Origin of the sequence: Bradyrhizobium sp. LjRoot220 (assembly GCF_964252915.1) — a bacterium.
Taxonomy (GTDB): domain Bacteria; phylum Pseudomonadota; class Alphaproteobacteria; order Rhizobiales; family Xanthobacteraceae; genus Bradyrhizobium.
This window is the reverse complement of record NZ_CAXUPS020000003.1, coordinates 593,441-610,249: the sequence shown is the minus strand read 5'-3', so window position 1 is coordinate 610,249 and position 16,809 is coordinate 593,441. Positions and strand designations below refer to the sequence as shown.

12 protein-coding genes are annotated in these 16,809 nt (G+C 63.8%); 5 read left to right on the top strand and 7 right to left on the bottom strand.

Annotated features, from left to right (window positions below):
- Window positions 1-153: 153 nt before the first annotated feature.
- Window positions 154-1,038 (bottom strand): hypothetical protein, encoded by an 885-nt coding sequence (locus ACSQ84_RS17005; RefSeq protein WP_436212832.1) that lies wholly within the window; start codon window positions 1,036-1,038, stop codon window positions 154-156.
- A gap of 490 nt (window positions 1,039-1,528) precedes the next feature.
- Between ACSQ84_RS17005 and gltB the strand changes: the two genes are divergently transcribed.
- Both gltB and ACSQ84_RS16995 read left to right on the top strand, forming a co-directional pair.
- Window positions 1,529-6,316 carry a glutamate synthase large subunit gene (gene gltB / locus ACSQ84_RS17000; RefSeq protein ID WP_436212831.1) on the top strand — a complete coding sequence of 1,596 codons (4,788 nt, stop codon included), beginning with the start codon at window positions 1,529-1,531 and terminating at the stop codon, window positions 6,314-6,316.
- A gap of 182 nt (window positions 6,317-6,498) precedes the next feature.
- Window positions 6,499-7,956 (top strand): glutamate synthase subunit beta, encoded by a 1,458-nt coding sequence (locus ACSQ84_RS16995; RefSeq protein WP_436212830.1) that lies wholly within the window; start codon window positions 6,499-6,501, stop codon window positions 7,954-7,956.
- Window positions 7,957-8,058: 102 nt separating this feature from the next.
- On the opposite strand, the gene ACSQ84_RS16990 is transcribed toward ACSQ84_RS16995, so the two are convergent.
- Together ACSQ84_RS16990 and ACSQ84_RS16985 are read right to left on the bottom strand one after the other, a co-directional pair.
- On the bottom strand, window positions 8,059-8,394 hold the full coding sequence (locus ACSQ84_RS16990; protein WP_436212829.1) for a hypothetical protein: 336 nt from the start codon (window positions 8,392-8,394) through the stop codon (window positions 8,059-8,061).
- A gap of 217 nt (window positions 8,395-8,611) precedes the next feature.
- Window positions 8,612-10,282: an outer membrane beta-barrel protein gene (locus tag ACSQ84_RS16985; protein WP_436212828.1), complete on the bottom strand. Its 1,671-nt coding sequence runs from the start codon at window positions 10,280-10,282 to the stop codon at window positions 8,612-8,614.
- A 232-nt stretch (window positions 10,283-10,514) separates the two neighbouring features.
- Between ACSQ84_RS16985 and ACSQ84_RS16980 the strand changes: the two genes are divergently transcribed.
- Entirely contained in the window at window positions 10,515-11,528 is a 1,014-nt protein-coding gene (locus ACSQ84_RS16980; protein WP_436212827.1) for a KpsF/GutQ family sugar-phosphate isomerase, read from the top strand.
- Between the two features lie 238 nt (window positions 11,529-11,766).
- On the opposite strand, the gene ACSQ84_RS16975 is transcribed toward ACSQ84_RS16980, so the two are convergent.
- Window positions 11,767-12,318, bottom strand: a complete 552-nt coding sequence (locus ACSQ84_RS16975; RefSeq protein WP_436212826.1) for a carboxymuconolactone decarboxylase family protein — start codon at window positions 12,316-12,318, stop codon at window positions 11,767-11,769.
- A gap of 70 nt (window positions 12,319-12,388) precedes the next feature.
- Between ACSQ84_RS16975 and ACSQ84_RS16970 the strand changes: the two genes are divergently transcribed.
- Window positions 12,389-12,730 carry a winged helix-turn-helix transcriptional regulator gene (locus ACSQ84_RS16970; RefSeq protein ID WP_436212825.1) on the top strand — a complete coding sequence of 114 codons (342 nt, stop codon included), beginning with the start codon at window positions 12,389-12,391 and terminating at the stop codon, window positions 12,728-12,730.
- A 14-nt stretch (window positions 12,731-12,744) separates the two neighbouring features.
- Here the strand turns inward: ACSQ84_RS16970 and ACSQ84_RS16965 are convergent, their stop codons facing one another.
- From ACSQ84_RS16965 to hemH, 3 genes are all read right to left on the bottom strand, one after another.
- On the bottom strand, window positions 12,745-13,191 hold the full coding sequence (locus ACSQ84_RS16965; protein ID WP_436212824.1) for an NfeD family protein: 447 nt from the start codon (window positions 13,189-13,191) through the stop codon (window positions 12,745-12,747).
- Window positions 13,192-13,401: 210 nt separating this feature from the next.
- Complete coding sequence (locus ACSQ84_RS16960; protein WP_436212823.1) at window positions 13,402-14,412, bottom strand: SPFH domain-containing protein; 1,011 nt, start codon at window positions 14,410-14,412, stop codon at window positions 13,402-13,404.
- 188 nt (window positions 14,413-14,600) lie between these two features.
- Window positions 14,601-15,638: a ferrochelatase gene (gene hemH / locus ACSQ84_RS16955; RefSeq protein WP_436212822.1), complete on the bottom strand. Its 1,038-nt coding sequence runs from the start codon at window positions 15,636-15,638 to the stop codon at window positions 14,601-14,603.
- Window positions 15,639-15,725: 87 nt separating this feature from the next.
- Between hemH and ACSQ84_RS16950 the strand changes: the two genes are divergently transcribed.
- On the top strand, window positions 15,726-16,124 hold the full coding sequence (locus tag ACSQ84_RS16950) for an MAPEG family protein (protein ID WP_436212821.1): 399 nt from the start codon (window positions 15,726-15,728) through the stop codon (window positions 16,122-16,124).
- Window positions 16,125-16,809 lie beyond the last annotated feature (685 nt).

The window sequence follows — 16,809 nt, the reverse complement described above, 5'->3', positions numbered from 1 at the left end:
TTTGTCGCTCCCCCTTCGTCATTCCGGGATGCGCCCCTTGGCGCAGACCTCAGATGCGCAATTGCGCATCGGGGAATCCGTTGAGCCGCGGCGCAAGCTTTGAAATGGATTCCGGGCTCGAGGCTGCGCCTCGCCCCGGAATGACGGCTGTCCCTACTCCAGCCCCTGCATCGTCGGCATGTCCTGGGTCGGGGCGATCGGCGGCGCGGGGTGGGCCTGGACCGCACCTGTCGTCGGGGCCGCGGGCGGCGGCGTTTGCGCTTCAGCCGATTTCGGCTGAGCCGCCGCTGATTGCTGAACCGGTGCTTGCTGGACCGGTGCTGGCTGAACCGTTGGCTGCTGAACCGGTTCCGTCGGGGCTGCAGGCTTGGCCGCGGGCGCGACGGCAGCCGGCCTGGCGGCCACAGCCTTGGCCGCAGGCTCAGGAGTGGCCGGCCTGGCGGTGGCGAGCGGGCTCGGCTTCGGCACCGGCACGGTGCGGCTCGCGACCTGCGGGGCCGGCTTCGACGGCCGCGGCGCGCCCCGGACGTGGGTCGGCGGCAGCGGTCCGGGAGGGCCGTAATTCATGGTCAGATCGTCGTTGAAATTATCGCCGATCCGGTGCGCCGGTATGAAGCGGATGATCCGGCCGGTGCGCGCGTCGATGATCAGGCGGCCGTCGTCGCCGCCGCGGTCGATCACCGAAATCGTGTAAACCAGACCGCGTTGCTGCGGGATGCCGAGCGGCGAAAACCCGCTCTCGCGCAGCACCGTGTAGACCTCGGTCGGCGGCAGCAGCATCGGCGCCTGCCCGTAGCCGTAGCGCGGCCCGGGATACTGCGCCCGTGGCGCAAACCCGGGGTCGTGTGCCGGCGGCGCAAACCCGGGGTATTGCGCAGGCGGCGCATAACGCGGCGGCGGGTAATAGGGGTCGCCGATATCGGACACCGAATAGTATGGCGAGCGTCCGGCCTCGTAGGGCGCCGGTACCTGCGCCTGCACGGCCGTCGTGGCCAGCGTAAGCCCGGCCGCGAAAACCCATCCTGTGAAGAACTTCATCATCCGTCGCTCCTGTTAGCCCCTGCCCCGGAGCGTGTTCGCTCTCTTGCCGGCCGCCCGGAACCGAACTTCATTGTGAAATCCGGCGGTCCTTGGGCCGGATCGCGGCGTGTTTGCCCTAAATCCGGGGCAGTCTGTTTCGGCAAGCCGGGCGGCCCAATTTCGACGCCGACAGGCACGGATCAGCCATGCGGGCCGGGACTTTCACGCGCTTGTGTGATACAGAAAAATTTGGCATGGTCGGGAGTTAGGACAGCATCACTGTCTCAATTGTGGGGCATTCCCGGCACAGGGATTGCAACGAAAGTCTGGCGGCTTTGGGCTCCAGGCAAGTAACAGGCAAGGCCGTTCCTCAGGGGACGTTGAACGCCCTGGCCTGACTTTAGAAAATTTCGGCTCGCGGCGGACGAGCGGTGGCCCGGTGGGTGCCGCAAGCGCCCAAGGTGCGCCGGTGACGGTTAAGGCCCTTGACCTGATTGAGAGGACTAAGATGAGCGGGTCGGAATTCGAGCGCCAAAACATCGTGACAGAAATGCTGTCGGCGACCGCTATCTCGAAACCGGAAGACGCCGCGCATTTGCATTCAGAGCATTTGCATTCAGAGCCTTCGCATGAAGAACCGCAGCGCGAGTTCAGCTGGCGTCCGCCGGCCGAGGGACTTTACGATCCCAGCCTCGAAAAGGATTCCTGCGGCGTCGGCTTCATCGCCAACATCAAGGGGAGGAAATCGCACCAGATCGTCGATGACGCGATCAACATTCTTTGCAACCTCGAACATCGTGGCGCTGTCGGTGCCGACCCGCGCGCCGGCGACGGTGCCGGCATCCTGGTGCAGATCCCGCACGCCTTCTTCGCGCGCAAGGCCGCCGAGATCGGCTTCAAGCTGCCGAAGCCGGGCGAATACGCCATCGGCGCGCTGTTCCTACCGAAGGAGACGGCGTGGCGCAAAGTGATCCAGAGCATCATCGCCGAACAGATCAAGGAAGAAGGCCTGCTGCTGCTCGGCTGGCGCGACGTGCCGACCGACAATTCCTCGCTCGGCGAAACCGTCAAGCCGACCGAGCCCGCCTGCATGCAGGTGTTCATCGGCCGCAACGGCGCGACCAAGACCGAGGATGATTTCGAGCGCCGGCTGTATATCCTGCGCAAGTCGATCTCGCAGGCGATCTATCAGCGCCGCGACCGCGGGCTTGCCGGCTATTACCCGGTCTCGATGTCGTGCCGGACCGTGATCTACAAGGGCATGTTCCTCGCCGACCAGCTCGGCAAGTATTATCCCGATCTGCATGAGGCGGATTTCGAGAGCGCGCTGGCGCTGGTGCATCAGCGCTTCTCCACCAACACCTTCCCGGCCTGGTCGCTGGCGCATCCTTACCGGATGGTGGCCCACAACGGCGAAATCAACACGCTGCGCGGCAACGTCAACTGGATGGCGGCGCGCCAGGCGTCGCTGCATTCCGAATTGTACGGCAAGGACATCTCGCGGCTGTGGCCGATTTCCTATGAGGGCCAGAGCGACACCGCCTGTTTCGACAACGCGCTCGAATTCCTGGTGCAGGGTGGCTACTCGCTGCCGCACGCCGTGATGATGATGATTCCGGAAGCCTGGGCCGGCAATCCCCTGATGGATGAGACGCGCCGCGCCTTCTACGAATATCACGCCGCGATGATGGAGCCGTGGGACGGCCCCGCTGCGATCGCTTTCACCGACGGCCGCCAGATCGGCGCCACGCTCGACCGCAACGGCCTGCGGCCGGCGCGCTATCTCGTCACCAAGGACGACCGCATCGTGATGGCGTCCGAAATGGGCGTGCTCAAGATTCCCGAGGAAGAGATCATCACCAAGTGGCGGCTGCAGCCTGGCAAGATGCTGCTGGTCGACCTCGAACAGGGCCGGCTCATTCCCGACGACGAGATCAAGGCTGATCTGGCCAAGAGTCATCCCTACAGCGACTGGCTGCATCGCACCCAGATCCAGCTCGAGGATTTGCCCGAGGCTGCCAGCAAGGGCATGCGCTCCAACCTGCCGCTGCTCGACCGCCAGCAGGCGTTCGGCTACAGCCAGGAAGACGTCACCATCCTGATGACGCCGATGGCCTCGACCGGCGAAGAGGCCGCGGGATCGATGGGCAACGACACGCCGATCTCGGCGCTGTCGGACCGGCCGAAGCCGCTGTTCACCTACTTCAAGCAGAACTTCGCCCAGGTCACCAACCCGCCGATCGATCCGATCCGCGAAGAACTGGTAATGAGCCTGGTCTCGATCATCGGGCCGCGGCCGAACCTGTTCGACCTGCAGGGCCTCGCCTCGACCAAGCGGCTGGAAGTGCGCCAGCCGATTCTGACCGACGCGGATCTGGAAAAGATCCGCTCGATCTCCGATGTCGCCGACAGCCATTTCAAGTCGCGCACGCTCGACACCACCTTCCATGCCGGCTTCGGCGCGGCGGGCCTCGAACAGGTGCTCGACGAACTCTGCGCGCGCGCCGAAGGCGCGGTGCGCGAGGGCGTCAACATCATCATCCTGTCCGACCGTATGGCCGGCTCGGACCGGATTCCGATTCCCTCGCTGCTGGCCTGCGCCGCCGTGCATCACCATCTGATCCGCACCGGCCTGCGCACCTCGGTCGGCCTCGTGGTGGAATCCGGCGAACCGCGCGAAGTGCATCACTTTGCGTGCCTGGCCGGCTACGGCGCCGAAGCGATCAACCCGTATTTGGCGTTCGAAACCATCATCGCGATGAAGGACCGCCTGCCGGGTTCGCTCGACGATTACGAGATCGTCAAGCGCTACATCAAGTCGATCGGCAAGGGCCTGTTGAAGGTGATGTCCAAGATGGGCATCTCGACCTACCAGTCCTATTGCGGCGCGCAGATTTTCGACGCGGTCGGACTGAAGGCGGAGTTTGTCGCCAAGTATTTCGCCGGCACGCATACCCGCGTCGAAGGCGTCGGCCTGGCCGAAATCGCCGAGGAAACCTGCCGCCGTCACGGCGAGGCGTTCGGCGACGCGCAGGTCTACAAGACCGCGCTCGATGTCGGCGGCGAATATGCTTACCGCACCCGCGGCGAGGACCACGCCTGGACCGCGGAATCGGTCTCGATGCTGCAGCACGCCGCGCGCGGCAACTCGCTGGAGCGCTACAAGGGGTTCGCCAAAATCCTCAACGAGCAATCCGAGCGGCTGCTGACGCTGCGCGGACTGTTCCGGATCAAGACCGCCGAGGACGAGAAGCGCAAGCCGATCAAGCTCGACCAGGTCGAGCCCGCCAAGGACATCGTCAAGCGTTTCGCCACCGGCGCGATGAGTTTTGGCTCGATCTCGCGCGAGGCGCATACCACGCTGGCGATCGCGATGAACCGGATCGGCGGCAAGTCCAACACCGGCGAAGGCGGCGAAGAGGCCGATCGCTTCAAGCCGCTGCCGAACGGCGATTCGATGCGCTCGGCGATCAAGCAGGTCGCCTCGGGCCGCTTCGGCGTGACGACGGAATATCTCGTCAACTCCGATATGATGCAGATCAAGATGGCGCAGGGCGCCAAGCCCGGCGAAGGCGGACAATTGCCCGGCCACAAGGTCGACGCCGTGATCGCGCGGGTCCGGCATTCGACCCCCGGCGTCGGCCTGATCTCGCCGCCGCCGCATCACGACATCTATTCGATCGAGGATCTGGCGCAGCTGATCTACGACCTCAAGAACGTCAATCCGGACGGCCAGGTCTCGGTCAAGCTGGTTTCCGAAATCGGCGTCGGCACGGTGGCCGCGGGTGTCGCCAAGGCGCGCGCCGACCATGTCACCATCGCAGGTTTCGAGGGCGGCACCGGCGCCTCGCCGCTGACCTCGATCAAGCATGCCGGCAGCCCATGGGAAATCGGCCTTGCCGAAACCCACCAGACGCTGGTGCGCGAGCGGCTGCGCAGCCGCATCGTGGTCCAGGTCGACGGCGGCTTCCGCACCGGACGCGACGTCGTGATCGGCGCGCTTTTGGGCGCCGACGAGTTCGGCTTTGCCACCGCCCCCCTGATTGCCGCCGGCTGCATCATGATGCGCAAGTGTCATCTCAACACCTGCCCGGTCGGCGTCGCGACGCAGGATCCGGTATTGCGCAAGCGCTTCACCGGCCAGCCCGAGCACGTCATCAACTATTTCTTCTTCGTCGCCGAGGAAGTCCGCGAGATCATGGCCCAACTCGGCTACCGCACCTTCAACGAGATGGTCGGCCAGACCCAGATGCTCGACCAGTCGACGCTGGTCGCGCACTGGAAGGCCAAGGGCCTCGATTTCTCGAAGCTGTTCGTGCGCCAGAAGGAACTGCCGGGCCAGAAGATCTATCATTCCGAAAAGCAGAACCATCATCTCGAAGCCGTGCTCGACCGCCGCCTGATCGAGAAGGCGCAAGCCGCGATCGACCGCGGCGCGCCGGTCAAGATCGAGGAAGAGATCAACAACACCGACCGCAGCGCCGGTGCGATGCTGTCGGGTACGCTGGCCAAGATCTACGGCCATAACGGCCTGCCGCTCGATACTATCCATGTCAGCCTCAAGGGCACCGCGGGCCAGGCGTTCGGCGCGTGGCTGGCACGCGGCGTCACCTTCGAACTCGAAGGCGAAGGCAACGACTATGTCGGCAAGGGCCTGTCCGGCGGACGCATCATCGTCAAGCCGCCGCGCAATTCCGGCATCGTGCCGGAAGAATCCATCATCGTCGGCAACACCGTGATGTACGGCGCGATCGAAGGCGAATGCTATTTCCGCGGCATCGCCGGTGAACGCTTCGCGGTACGCAACTCCGGCGCGATCGCGGTCGTCGAGGGCGCCGGCGACCATTGCTGCGAATACATGACCGGCGGCATCGTCGTGGTGCTCGGCAAGACCGGGCGCAACTTCGCGGCCGGCATGTCGGGCGGCATCGCCTATGTGCTGGACGAGGCCGGCGACTTCGCCAAGCTGTGCAACATGGCGATGGTCGAACTGGAGCCCGTTCTCTCGGAAGAGATGATCAACCAGAACACCTATCACCACGCCGGCGATCTCGAGGCCCATGGCAGGGTCGATGTGTTCGAGAACCTGCTCAACTCCGACGTCGAGCGGCTGCACGTCCTGATCACGCGCCACGCCAAGCTGACCGGTTCGAAGAAGGCTGACGAGATTCTGGCGAACTGGAAGAGCTATATTTTGAAATTCCGCAAGGTGATGCCGGTGGAATACCGCCGCGCGCTGAAGGAATTGAAGGCTCACGCGGACGCCGAGCCGAAAATCGCGATCGGGGCTTACTGAGGCAGACGTCATCCTGAGGTGCGAGCCCTCTTAGGCGAGCCTCGAAGGATGACAGGAACAGGTGCTTGCTGCTCATCCTTCGAGGCGCGCAAGGGCGCGCACCTCCAGCAATAACGGTGAAGCCGTTATGCAGGGATGACGGCGGAACGAGTGGATAGCAGGTTGCAGGAACGTTGGGTTTAATGGGCAAGATCACAGGTTTTCTCGAGATCGACCGGAACGAACGCAAGTACACGCCGGTCGCCGAGCGCGTGAAGCACTATCGCGAATTCGTCATTCCCCTGAGTGAGAAAGACACCCGCGACCAGGCCGCGCGGTGCATGAATTGCGGCATTCCCTATTGCCACGGCACCGGTTCGGTTCAGCCGGGCACGCCGGGCTGCCCGGTCAACAACCAGATCCCCGACTTCAACGACCTCGTCTATCAGGACAACTGGCAGGAAGCCTCGCGCAACCTGCATTCGACCAACAATTTTCCGGAGTTCACCGGCCGCATCTGTCCGGCGCCGTGCGAGGCCTCCTGCACGCTCAACATCGACGACAATCCGGTCACCATCAAGACCATCGAATGCGCGATCGTCGACCGCGCCTGGGACAATGGCTGGGTGAAGCCGGAAATCGCCGCCGCCAGGACCGGCAAGAAGGTCGCGATCATCGGTTCGGGACCTGCGGGCCTTGCCGCCGCGCAGCAGCTCGCGCGCGTCGGCCATGACGTCCATGTCTACGAGAAGTTCGCCAAGGCCGGCGGCCTGCTGCGCTATGGCATTCCCGATTTCAAGATGGAAAAGCACATCATCGATCGCCGCGTGGCGCAGATGGAAGCCGAGGGCGTGACCTTTCATTACGGCGTCCATGTCGGCGGCTCTGCACCGGGCGCGATTGATCCGCGCGAGTTGCACCGGCAATATGACGCGGTGGCGCTGACCGGCGGCGCCGAGGCCGGCCGCGATCTGCCGATTCCGGGTCGCGACCTCGACGGCATCCACTTCGCGATGGATTTCCTGCCGCAACAAAACCGCCGCGTCTCGTCCGAGCCGCTCGGAGACGTCAAGGACATCCTCGCCGGCGGCAAGCATGTGGTCGTGATCGGCGGCGGCGATACCGGTTCGGACTGCATCGGCACCTCATTCCGGCAGGGTGCGAAGTCCGTGACCCAACTCGAAATCATGCAGGCGCCGCCCGAGCACGAAGACAAGGGCCTGAGCTGGCCGAACTGGCCGTTGAAGATGCGGACCTCGTCGAGCCAGGCCGAGGGCGCCAAGCGCGAGTTTGCGGTGCTGACGCAGAAATTCTCAGGCGTCGACGGCAAGGTGCAGAGGCTGCATTGCGTGCAGGTCAACGACAAATTCCAGCCGATCGCCGGCACCGAATTCGAACTCGACGCGCAGCTGGTGCTGCTGGCGATGGGCTTCGTGCATCCGGTCCATGACGGCATGCTGAAGACACTCGGCGTCGATCTCGATCAGCGCGGCAACGTCCGCGCCAACCTGACCGACTACCAGACGTCAGTGCCGAACGTGTTCTCCGCCGGCGACATGCGCCGCGGCCAATCGCTTGTCGTGTGGGCGATCCGCGAAGGCCGCCTCTGCGCCCGTGCCATCGACCAGTATCTGATGGGGACGACCACGCTGCCGCGCTAGGCGGAGCCAGCTGCAATTGAACGACACGAAAACAAAAATGGTGCAGCGCGCCCGCGCACGCTGCACCATTCTTGCAATTCTCAGTCCTGCGGAATGTCGGTGTTACGGACAGACCCGAACGCCGGCAACATAATAGCAGGCGGAGTAACCGCTGCCATAGCCATAGCCGCCGCCATAGCCATACCCACGGCCACGGCCGTAACCATAGCCGCGCCCGCGGTGACCGTGGTAGTGACCGCGGCCACGGCCGCCGCGGCTGGAACCTCGGCCTCGGCCTCCGCCGCCACGTCCCTCGCCGCGCGCGAACGCCGACGTGCTCGATGCTCCGACCAGCAGCGTCGACACGCCGATGATGCTGAAGCAGTAAATGCCGGTCAAAATCAACGCGGCCAACGTACGCGATAAAACGGAGCGGTGCCCAGGTTTGCTGTAAGCCATTGAATCTCCCTTCAGTGAGACGAGCACGATTGGGCCGCGTTGCCTCCCGGGTCAAGCCATACCCTGATCAAATGTCGGATTGACAGTATGTCGCAGGGAGGCGTCATGAATCCGACACGACGAAGAGCGCTCCTGCTTGATGGGTCTCGACTGCGCCACACGCTTTGGCGGTAAAGGTGGATCCCGACGGGAAGCGGAGACCGCAGCGCATACGTGATCAATGCTGCAGGCGCACGCCGAGCATGACGATCGTTGCGGCGGTGCTGTTGCCGGGCTGATTGGAATCCAGCCAGTCGCGGCGCAGTGTGCCGGTGACCCACAAATTGCGGTTCATCTTGTAGATCAGCTCGCCGGAAAGCGAATAGAACCGGTCGAAACGGTCATCGCCCTGGTAGGCCTGCGTGCCCCAGGTGAATTTGCCGATGCCGGTCAGCCAGCGACGGAAATCGTGATCGACCTCCGCGATGTAGGTACGCGTCAGCACGCCGGAGACGCCGGGCACGGTGGTCTCGTTGATCGTCGTGGTGGCAAAGAACTTCGCCGTGGTCAGCGGCGTGGCGACCCACACCAGCGAAGCCGACGTCAGCAGTCCCTGCAGCGGCAGCAACCGCGGATCCTCGTAGGTGCGCGCCGCCCAGCCGACCGCGAGTTCGCCGGTCAAGATCCGCGAGAATTCGAAGGTGGTGCCGGCCCGCACCGATCCGCCGCTGGAATTGCGCTGATAGCCGCTGCGATCGACCAGCAGGTCATGCGAGCGGACACTGCCTTCGATCTCGCCGAATGGCTTCAGGCCCGGTATCAGGTCGTAGCTGACACGCCCGACACCGCCGAACTGATTGTAGTTGCGGTCGTCATTGGTGGTCGACGTGCCGTCGGTCAGCTGCGAGTTCTGGTAGACCGTGCGGTCGACCGATGCGCCGGCGGAAAGCTGCAGCCGATTGAAATTCTGATCCAGGCCAAAGGTCCCGCCGAATGTCGCGTAGACGGGAAATCTGGCGAGGCCGGCTTGAATATTGGGGCTGCCCGGATTGTCGGTGGCGACGAGCAGCCGGGCCTGTCCAAGCAGCCGCGTGTCGCGCGAGACATCGAGACGGCCATCGACATGGCCGTTGAAATTCGGACGATCGACATTGGTCGGCGCCGACGACACCACGCCGTCCACCGGCGGGAAGGTATTGGCGTAGCCGGTGAAGGAGCCCTTGAGATCGGCCACCAGCGCGTGTCGCTCCCAGTCGGAGAAGGCGACGAATTCCGGCGCGATGACATAAAATGGTGAGCCTCGCGGCACGACCGTTCGGCCGGGATTGGTGTCGTAGCCACCGCGCAGTTCGACCGCCGATTTGATCAGGAAGCTGCCGGCATAATCGCCGACCGCGCCGAACGGATCGTCGTCGATCTTGAGCCGCTTGCGCGCGGGTTGACCCACCACCGTGCCGGCCATCGCAGGCGGGATCGGCGCCTTGTTGGCGGTCTGCGACGGTGGAATCGAAAGCCGCAGCGGCGTGTTCGACATCGGCGGCGGCCGGCTGCCGGGTCCCGGCGCCGGCTTCGGCCTGGCTTGGCCCGGATAATATTTCGGCTTCTGAAGCTTGCGGTTCAGCGAGTCATAACCGGAGCTCGAGGCGCCGCTGGCGGCGGGCAGGCCATAGCGCGGGATCGCCCCGATGCGCGAGGGCGCAGGCTTTTCCTTGTCGCGAAGCCGGGCCTCGTTGGCGGCATCGCCGGTCTTGTCGTTGGCCTCGGCACTGGTCCGGCGCAACGGCGAATCCGTCGGCATCAGCTGGCTGCTGCGGGTCGGGCTGAACAGGTCAGGCGTGACGGTCTGGGCCTGCGCGGTGGTCCCGGTCAGGGCGATCAGCGCAAGGCATGGCAAAGCCGCGCGGAACATTGTCGCGCGCCTGCTTCGGCCCCTTACTGGACCTGCCATCACGATGAAAATACTCCAACAACGTCAGCTACTTATTCGACGCATTCCGAGCGCGCGGGGAAAACGTCGTTAATGGAGTTAAAACAATTATGGTTAATGACCCGTTGAGAGCCGGCCGCCCGCGTCGCATCGCCGGATGGGCCATGCTAAGGAGGGGTCCGGGGCTGTGCCCCTCACTCCCTGGACTTGAGACATGGCCAATCCGAAACCGCTGATGGCAAATTCAACCGGCACCGACCACGCCAATGCCGCCATCGAATCGGCCCTGCGCACGCTCGATGCCGAGGCCGGCGGCATCGCCGCCATCACCGCAGCGCTGCAATCCGATCTCCGTGCGCCGTTCATGACGGCCGTCGATCGCATCGGCAACGCCAAGGGCCGGCTGATCGTGACCGGGCTCGGCAAGTCGGGCCATATCGGCCGCAAGGTCGCGGCAACATTTGCTTCCACCGGCACACCGGCATTCTTCGTCCATGCCGCGGAAGCCAGCCACGGCGATCTCGGCATGATCACCGCCGACGACGTCATCCTGGCGCTGTCATGGTCCGGCGAGCAGCCGGAGATGAGGAATCTCATCACCTATGCCACGCGCTTTGGCATTGCCCTGATCGCGATGACCGCGGACCGGGAATCCACCCTGAGCAAGGCCGCCGACATCGCGCTGACACTGCCGAAGGCGCGCGAGGCCTGCCCGCATAATCTGGCGCCGACCACCTCCTCGCTGATGATGCTGGCGCTCGGCGACGCGCTGGCGATCGCGCTGCTGGAAGGCCGCGGCTTCACCTCGGTCGATTTCAGCGTGCTGCATCCCGGCGGCAAGCTCGGCGCGCTCTTGAAATACACCCGCGACCTCATGCATGCCGGCGACGCCGTGCCGCTGAAGCCGCTCGGCACCCAGATGTCGGACGCGCTGGTCGAGATGACGTCGAAGGGTTTTGGCTGCGTCGGCATCACCGATCACCGCGGACATATCGTCGGCATCGTCACCGACGGCGATCTGCGCCGCCACATGCGGCCCGATCTGATGACGGCTGTTGTCGACGAGGTGATGACCAAGAATCCCAAGACCATCGGCCGCGACCTGCTCGCGGGCGAGGCGCTGGAGATCCTCAATTCGTCGAAGATCACCGCGCTGATCGTCACCGACGCCAACAAGCCCGTCGGCATCGTGCATCTGCATGATTTGCTCCGCGCGGGCGTGGCGTAATCCCAACTCCCTCCCCGTCATTGCCTGCAACAAACGCGAAGCGTTTGTGCAAGGGAGCGAAGCGACGAAACAATCCATTCTTTCCTTATGCTGCACGATGGATTGCTTCGCTTCCCTCGCAATGACGTCAGTTCGTAGGGTGGGCAAAGGCGCGCTTGCGCCGTGCCCACCATCCATCCAGATCATCGCCGTGAATGGTGGGCACGCTGCGCTTTGCCCACCCTACGATTCCGAGTGCTCACCTCGGGAATCGTGCCGCCGTCTGCTCCAGCGGCAGCGCCAGCGCATTCGCCAGGTATGACACCGTGCGATAGAATCCGCAGAGCTGGATGATTTCGAGTATCTTCGCATCTTCATAATGCGCTGACAGCGCCTTGAACTCGGCCTCGCCAAGCGTGGCGCGCTCGTGCAGCGCGTCGACCGCTGCGATCAGCGCCTGCTCGGCCGCCGACCAGCAGGTGGCGCTGGCATCGCCGAGCACGGTGGCGCGGACCTGTTCGTCGGTCAGCTGGGCGGCCTCCGCGAACGCCGCGATATGCACGCCCCATTCGTATTCGCAACCGGTCCGCGCGCAGGTGCGGTCGATCACGATCTCGCGTTCCCTCAAGCTCAGGGGACCGCGGTCCAGCAGGCTGCCGGCGCGGAATTTCTCCCAGGCGCGGGCGTGGCCCGCCATCACCCGGAACAGCGCCAGCGGCGGCGCGCCGCGCATGATGCGGTCGAATTGACCTTGAATCTCGGGTGGATAAGGCGGCTGCAACGGCGCGATGCGGGGCGCGGGCTGTGGCATCGGTTCATCCTGTGCTACAATAATCGTAGCAACGCTACGCTTTATGTAGCAATCCGCAAGAGGCTTTCCGATGCCGAAACAGCGCCCTGCCATGAAGAAACGCGCGGTCCGCGGTTCCCGGACCGGCCGGCCGATCATGGCGCTGCTCGACCTGTTGGGCCGGCGCTGGACGTTGCGCATCCTGTGGGAGCTGCGCGAGGGACCGCTGACCTCTCGCGCCCTGCGTACCGCCTGCGACGAGGCCTCGCCGACTGTGATGCAGACCCGATTGACCGAGTTGCGCGCGGCCGGGCTGATCGACCTGCTGCCGGGCGACGGCTATAGCCTGACCGGGCTCGGCCTGGAGCTGATCGAGACCTTCCTTCCGCTGCACCGCTTTGCCGAGCGGTGGAGCAAGCACATGCAAGACTGAATCGAACGACCGATTCAAGCCGCCGCCACCGTCAGGCTGGCACCGTCGACTTGCACGACCTTGACGCGGCTGCCGGCCGGCGCATCGGGGCCAGCGACGCGCCAGATGGTGTCGTCGATCCGCACCGTGCCGGTGCCGCCGACGATCGGCTTTTCCAGCGTGAACTCGCGGCCGATCATGGCTTCGGTCCGCCGGTTGAGGAACGGGTTGCTCTGGCTGCTACTGCCGGCGCTCCTGGCAAAATGCCGCCATGCCGGCACCGCGGCGGCGGCGAACACCGCGAACATCAGGAGCTGCGCCTGCCAGGACGGATTGATCGCAAACGACACCAGCCCGACCAGCAGCGAGGAAAGCCCGAGCCAGAACAGGAAGACACCCGGCGCCAGCAACTCCAGCGCCATCAGGATGAAGCCGAAGATCAGCCAGTTCCAGGTGCCCAGGGAAGCAAATATATCGGCCATGACACGACCTCTGTCTTTTAAGTCGAACTCGACAACGCAACGGCGGTAGGCCCCCTCTCCCGCACTTGCGGGGGAGGGTCGGGGTGGGGGCTCTCTCCGCGATACGACTCGTGGAGAGAGCCCCCACCCGCCTCGCTTTGCTCGGCACCCTCCCCCGCAAGCGGGAGAGGGTGACTCACATGCGCCAGTGCCCCAGTCATCAAACGAACTCTACCGCTGCGGCGAGAACGGTGGCGGCGGCGGTGGCGGCGGCGTCGGACCGGTGTTCGGCACCGAGCCACGCCGCGCGGCTGCTGCCGCGGTCGCGGCGTCACCGAACGTGGCCTTGGCGATCTCGCCGATGCCGGCGAGCGAGCCCAAAATGCTGGTGGCCTCGATCGGTAACATCAGGATCTTCTGGTTCGGCGATTCAGCCAATTGGCCGAACGCCTTGATGTATTTATCCGCGATAAAGTAATTCAGCGCGGCAACGTCGCCCTTGGAAATCGCGTCCGACACCATCTGGGTCGCCCTGGCTTCGGCTTCCGCGGAACGTTCGCGCGCCTCGGCGTCGCGGAACGCGGCTTCCTTGCGGCCTTCGGCCTGCAGGATCTGGCCTTGTTTTGCGCCTTCCGCGCGCAGGATTTCCGACTGCCGCTGGCCCTCCGCCTGCAGAATGTCGGCGCGCTTGACGCGCTCGGCCTTCATCTGCCGGCCCATCGCTTCCACAAGGTCGGCCGGCGGCACGATGTCCTTGATCTCGATGCGGTTGACCTTGAGGCCCCATGGCGACACCGCGGCATCGACCACGCGCAGCAGCCGCTCGTTGATCTCGTCGCGGTGCGACAACACCTGATCGAGATCCATCGCGCCCATCACCGAGCGGATGTTGGTCATGGTCAGCACGATGATCGCGTTGTTGAGGTCCGAGACTTCGTAGCTGGCCTTGGCGGCGTCGAACACCTGATAGAACGCGACGCCGTCGACCGTCACGGTGGCGTTGTCCTTGGTGATGACTTCCTGCTCGGGAATGTTGATCACCTGCTCCATCATGTTCACCTTGCGGCCGACGCGGTCGAAATAGGGAACGATGATGTTCAACCCCGGCGCCAGCGTGCGGGTGTATTTGCCGAACCGTTCGATGGTCCAGTCAAAACCCTGCGGCACGGTCTTGACGCCGGCGAACAGGGTGACAATGACGAGCAGCAAAAGGGCAATCGCGAAAATATCGAAACCAGTCATAAATTCCCTCCAAAACCGGCAAGAGCCGTTGCCGGACGCGGTCTTCCGTATGTCTGCCCGGCGGCACCGCCGGTTCAGCCCGGCTGTTCTCAAGCACTGATTACGTAGGGAGCCGTTTGACAGCCGCCAGATGGTTGACGACCGAATGGGGGAATACCAGATCCTGTCGCTCGCAAATCCAGCGGTTCTTAGATCCAGCCCTGAAGCTCGCGCAACACCAGCTGGCGGATCACGTCCATGCCGGGCTCGGAGTCGTTGAGGCAGGGGATCGCCGCGAATTGCTCGCCGCCATTGTGCTTGAAAATCTCGGCGTTTTCCTGCGCGATCTCTTCCAACGTCTCCAGGCAATCGGCGGAGAAGCCCGGGGTCACCACGGCGATGCGCTTGACACCATCCTTCGCGAGCCGCGCGATAGTCTTGTCGGTATAGGGCTGCAGCCACTCGTCGAAGCCGAAGCGCGATTGAAATGTAAGGAGCAGTTTGGTCGCATCAAGCCCCATCCGCTTCCTCAACGCGTCCGTTGTTGCGACGCACTGCGCCTGGTAGGGGTCGCCCTTGTCGACATACTTTTGCGGCATGCCGTGAAACGAGGCGACGATCAATTCAGGCTGGAACGGCAAGGTCGCCAGATGCGCAGAGATCGAGACCGCCAGCGCATCGATGTAGTCTGGGTCGTCATAGTAAGGCGGCGTCACGCGCAAGATCGGCTGCGCGCGCATGCCGGCCAGCACGCGGAAAACCTCGTCGCACACGGTGGCCGAGGTCGCCGCGGAATATTGCGGATAAAGCGGCACCACCAGCAGACGGTCGCAGCCCTGCGCGGTCAGTGCATCGATGCGCGAGCGAATTGATGGATTGCCGTAACGCATCGCCCAGTCGACCACGACATGCTCATGGTCCGCGATCGCCTCGGCCAGCTTTTCGGCCTGTGCGCGTGTGATCGTCTTCAGCGGCGATTCGTTGTTTGCGACGTTCCAGATCTTGCGGTAGTCGCGCGCCTTGCGGCGGGGACGGATGCGCAGGATGATGCCGTTGAGGATCAGCTGCCAGCGCAGCCCCTGGTCCTCGATCACGCGCGGGTCGGAGAGGAATTCCTTGAGGTAGACCCGCACGCCGCGGGTGTCGGCCGTATCGGGCGTGCCGAGATTGACCAGCAACACGCCGACGCGCTCCGGCTTTGCCTCCGAAGCAGGCCTCGTGCTTCCTATGGGAACGACTTTCGACATGATTTCCGTGGCTTCGCGCGTTGCAGCATCCTTGTCAAGATAACGGCCGGTTCGGTACTGTCGGGTAGTGCGTGCGTGGAGGGTGCCATGACGATTGCCGAATGGTGTATATTTGGGGCGGTGATGCTCTACTTGCTGACCATTGCACCCTTTAAGGCCGCGGCGGGTCGCACCTTCGACAATTCAAAGCCGCGTGATCCCGCATTCTTCCAGGACCCGCTTCGGGCACGCGCGCTCGGCGCACACATCAACGGCATCGAAAGCTTTCCCTTCTTCGCGGCCGCCATTCTGTTGGCCGAATTTCGAGGCGCCCCGCAAAATCTGGTCAATGAGCTGGCCATGCTGTTCCTGATCGTGCGAATTGCCTACGTTTTCACATATCTTGGTGATCGCCCGACGCTGCGATCAATCCTGTGGAACCTCGGCTTTGCGATCAACGTTGCGATCTTCTTCCTGCCGGCGGTGAAGGGATATTTGCCGGGGTAGGCAAAGCCTCTCGTCGTCCTTGCGAACTCAGATGCGCAAATTGCGCATCAGGAAACCCATCCACCGCTGTCATCCTCCGCGAAAGCGGGGGATCCAGTACGCCGCGGCCTGTCGGTTCAATCATCGGCGTCTCTGGATACTGGGTCGCCCGGTCAAGCCGGGCGATGACAGTTGAATGTGTGTTCGCGATCTCGCGACGCATCGCGCCCGAGGTTTGCTGGAAACTTCCCGCCCTCTCAACAAGAGGGCGCAGGGAAGACCGGGTGCGCGCTGCACCCGCGGTCCCGTGTGCGGTTTGCATAGAAAAAATGCACACGAGCATACAGGTCCAGCGGAGAACACCCGGCCTTCCCTGCGCAATGGCTTTACGGCTTATAACGAGCTCTCCCCGGAGAACGGCTCTTTTGCCTCCGTAGCGCCCCGGAAGCTATTGCCTCCAGGTGCATTGACGCCAGCACCGCGACGTCAGGACCACACGTCTTTGCCGTACGCTTCGGCGCCTTTGGTCAAGGGCACCGTCACGTCCACCGCAACCCCGTCCAACGTCCGTGACCACGGCCGACGCCCTTCTGACTAGGACGGGATGGCCAATATATGCCCCTGAGTCTACCTTCCGTAAAAGCGAAATATTTTTTATTCTTGGGCTTGACACAATTTCCGAAAATCAAAATGATTTGCCCGTCGG

Coding starts and splice junctions, on each gene's coding strand:
- ACSQ84_RS16990 (WP_436212829.1), bottom strand. CDS start 8,394: ATGGCTTACAGCAAACCTGGGCACCGCTCCGTTTTATCGCGTACGTTG.
- ACSQ84_RS16970 (WP_436212825.1), top strand. CDS start 12,389: ATGCCGAAACAGCGCCCTGCCATGAAGAAACGCGCGGTCCGCGGTTCC.
- gltB (WP_436212831.1), top strand. CDS start 1,529: ATGAGCGGGTCGGAATTCGAGCGCCAAAACATCGTGACAGAAATGCTG.
- hemH (WP_436212822.1), bottom strand. CDS start 15,638: ATGTCGAAAGTCGTTCCCATAGGAAGCACGAGGCCTGCTTCGGAGGCA.
- ACSQ84_RS16995 (WP_436212830.1), top strand. CDS start 6,499: ATGGGCAAGATCACAGGTTTTCTCGAGATCGACCGGAACGAACGCAAG.
- ACSQ84_RS16960 (WP_436212823.1), bottom strand. CDS start 14,412: ATGACTGGTTTCGATATTTTCGCGATTGCCCTTTTGCTGCTCGTCATT.
- ACSQ84_RS16985 (WP_436212828.1), bottom strand. CDS start 10,282: ATGTTCCGCGCGGCTTTGCCATGCCTTGCGCTGATCGCCCTGACCGGG.
- ACSQ84_RS17005 (WP_436212832.1), bottom strand. CDS start 1,038: ATGAAGTTCTTCACAGGATGGGTTTTCGCGGCCGGGCTTACGCTGGCC.
- ACSQ84_RS16980 (WP_436212827.1), top strand. CDS start 10,515: ATGGCCAATCCGAAACCGCTGATGGCAAATTCAACCGGCACCGACCAC.
- ACSQ84_RS16965 (WP_436212824.1), bottom strand. CDS start 13,191: ATGGCCGATATATTTGCTTCCCTGGGCACCTGGAACTGGCTGATCTTC.
- ACSQ84_RS16950 (WP_436212821.1), top strand. CDS start 15,726: ATGACGATTGCCGAATGGTGTATATTTGGGGCGGTGATGCTCTACTTG.
- ACSQ84_RS16975 (WP_436212826.1), bottom strand. CDS start 12,318: ATGCCACAGCCCGCGCCCCGCATCGCGCCGTTGCAGCCGCCTTATCCA.